Source organism: Halomonas sp., from assembly GCF_041689495.1.
In the GTDB taxonomy this organism is placed as follows: domain Bacteria; phylum Pseudomonadota; class Gammaproteobacteria; order Pseudomonadales; family Halomonadaceae; genus Halomonas.
On record NZ_JBDNGD010000383.1, the window covers coordinates 1 to 2,068 of the forward strand.

Annotated in this window: 4 protein-coding genes; all 4 read right to left on the bottom strand. The window is 60.1% G+C overall.

Going from position 1 to position 2,068, the window contains the following annotated elements; translation table 11 throughout:
• Nucleotides 1–257, bottom strand: a 257-nt coding sequence (locus tag ACESMD_RS12160; protein WP_372613521.1) for a DsrE family protein, incomplete at its 3' end; no start/stop codon positions are given.
• 25 nt (nucleotides 258–282) lie between these two features.
• Nucleotides 283–675: a sulfurtransferase complex subunit TusD gene (tusD, locus tag ACESMD_RS12165; RefSeq protein ID WP_372613523.1), complete on the bottom strand. Its 393-nt coding sequence runs from the start codon at nucleotides 673–675 to the stop codon at nucleotides 283–285.
• A 74-nt stretch (nucleotides 676–749) separates the two neighbouring features.
• Nucleotides 750–1,418, bottom strand: a complete 669-nt coding sequence (locus ACESMD_RS12170; RefSeq protein ID WP_372613525.1) for a Bax inhibitor-1/YccA family protein — start codon at nucleotides 1,416–1,418, stop codon at nucleotides 750–752.
• Nucleotides 1,419–1,508: 90 nt separating this feature from the next.
• Nucleotides 1,509–1,964 carry an NUDIX domain-containing protein gene (locus tag ACESMD_RS12175; RefSeq protein ID WP_372613527.1) on the bottom strand — a complete coding sequence of 152 codons (456 nt, stop codon included), beginning with the start codon at nucleotides 1,962–1,964 and terminating at the stop codon, nucleotides 1,509–1,511.
• Between the last annotated feature and the right edge of the window lie 104 nt (nucleotides 1,965–2,068).

Consider the following 2,068-nt stretch of genomic DNA (forward strand, 5'->3'; position numbering starts at 1 on the left):
GATGCCTCCACCAGGAGTCTGTCGATATCATACATCTCCAGCATCTCCAGGGTGGCAGCCGTTCCCTTCTGGCCCAGCGGCCCTGCCTTCTGGCCAGCCACGAGGGCCGTCACGCCCTCACCCATGAACAGCAGGGTCACGGTGCGACCGAAGGCGGCCGCGACAAGCGCCGTGTCGAGTCCCTCTCGCAGTCGACTGCTGCCGTGAGGCCCTCGGCGCAGAATTACCAGCAGATCCCGGGGTTGGACTTGAGGCATGCTGTCTCCGGGTAATGGATGAACCTCAGGGGGCGAAGGTGATGAGGCGGTCACAACGCAGCCCGATATCGATCAGTTGGCCGAGCCCGGTCAGCTCGAAGGGGGGTTCCACGCTGTATCCCTGCTTGCCATGTCGTGCCGCCTCACGTTCATCAAGCAAGCCACGTCGCAGGGCCGCCGCGATACAGACCTGCAAGGCGGTTCCATGTTCCCGGCTCAAGGCTGCCCAGGCATCGATCAGGTGCGGTTCATCCTGGGGTGGCGAGGCCAGACGGGCCGCATTCTGCACGCCTTCCTGATAGAAGAATACCGTTTCAAGCTGGTGGCCGCGTGCCAGCAGGGACCGTGCGAATCGCAGGGCAGAGTGCGAGGCCTGGTGGCTATAGGGCGCCGCAAGCAGCAGGATGGCATAACGCATGAGGGAACCTTTCCTCCACAAACAGGCTTGCCCCGCCGGGTAGCGGGGCCAGTCGTGTCATGCCGTCAGGATGATCAGTCGCTGCTCATGATGCCGAGCAGGGCCAGCAGGCTGACGAAGAGGTTATAGATCGACACATAAAGCGTGATCGTGGCAAGGATATAGTTGGTTTCGCCGGCCCGGTGAACGATTTCGCTGGTCTGGTAGAGGATGGCCGCCGAGGCGAACAACACGAAACCGGCGGAAACCATCAACGACAGGGTAGGAATCTGGAAGACAATCGCCGCGACCATGGCGAGTATCAGCACGATGGCGCCTGCCATCAGGAAATTGCTCAGGAAGCTGAAGTCCTTCTTGGTCACCAGGGCCACGGCGGAAAGACCGATGAAGGTCAGACCGGTCATCGCCAGGGCGTTCATGATCAAGGCCGCCCCGTTGGGAAGGGTCAGGTAGGCGCTCAGGATCGGCCCCAGCGTGAAGCCCATGAAGCCGGTGAAGGCAAAGGTCGAGAGCAGCCCAAAGGCCGAGTTGGCGGTCTTGTGAACCAGGAACATCAAGCCATAGGCGCCGAGGAAGAACACCAGGATGTTCATTCGTTCGATGCCCATGGTGACTGCAGCACCGGCTGTTACGGCCGAGAACAGCAAGGTCATGGCCAGAAGGCCATAGGTGTTGCGCAGGACCTTGTTGGAACTGACCGATTGCGTCTGCTGTTGTGTCAGATGCGTATCTTGGTAGGCCATTGATCCGAAACTCCGTGTGATGGTGGTCTTGGCAATTGACCTAGAATGCCCATTCAAGGTTCCCTACGCAAGCCCCTGCCTGGAAGGATATCAACGATTATTCTTCCCTGAGGCCTCCTCGAGAACCCGATAGGCCACCCTGGCGGCGGTCTCGCTGACATCGTCGCCGGCCTGCTGGAGACTGGTGGCATCCATCCAGCTTAATTCGGTGGCATCGTCACCGGCGGCCTCGATACCGCCCTGCCAGGCCATGCCAATCACCACGATCACGAAATGGGCGAGCAACTCCCCCTCATGGACATGCATGACATCTATGGCCGTGATGACCTCAATTGGTGTTGCCTGGATACCGGTTTCCTCTTCCAGTTCCCTGGCAGCCGCTTCATACAGGCTCTCGCCCATTTCTATCTTGCCACCCGGCAAGGCGAGTCGCCCCGCATTGGGCGGGTTTCGGCGACGAACCATCAGAATTCGTCCATGGCGAATCACGGCAGCCGAGACGGCTGGAATCGGGCGTAGCGGAAGTGGCAACAATGATTCGGGCATGACACCTGCCTGGCTTGCGTTCGGAATTATAGTACCTCGGGCCCGATGCCGTGGCTAACGCCTTGATCCAGAGGCGCTCTTGACCCGCCGATGAAAGCTGGTAA

What these genes read in the sequence shown, in the direction of transcription:
- tusD (WP_372613523.1), bottom strand. Translation starts at nt 675, where the DNA reads ATGCGTTATGCCATCCTGCTGCTTGCGGCGCCCTATAGCCACCAGGCC.
- ACESMD_RS12170 (WP_372613525.1), bottom strand. Translation starts at nt 1,418, where the DNA reads ATGGCCTACCAAGATACGCATCTGACACAACAGCAGACGCAATCGGTC.
- ACESMD_RS12175 (WP_372613527.1), bottom strand. Translation starts at nt 1,964, where the DNA reads ATGCCCGAATCATTGTTGCCACTTCCGCTACGCCCGATTCCAGCCGTC.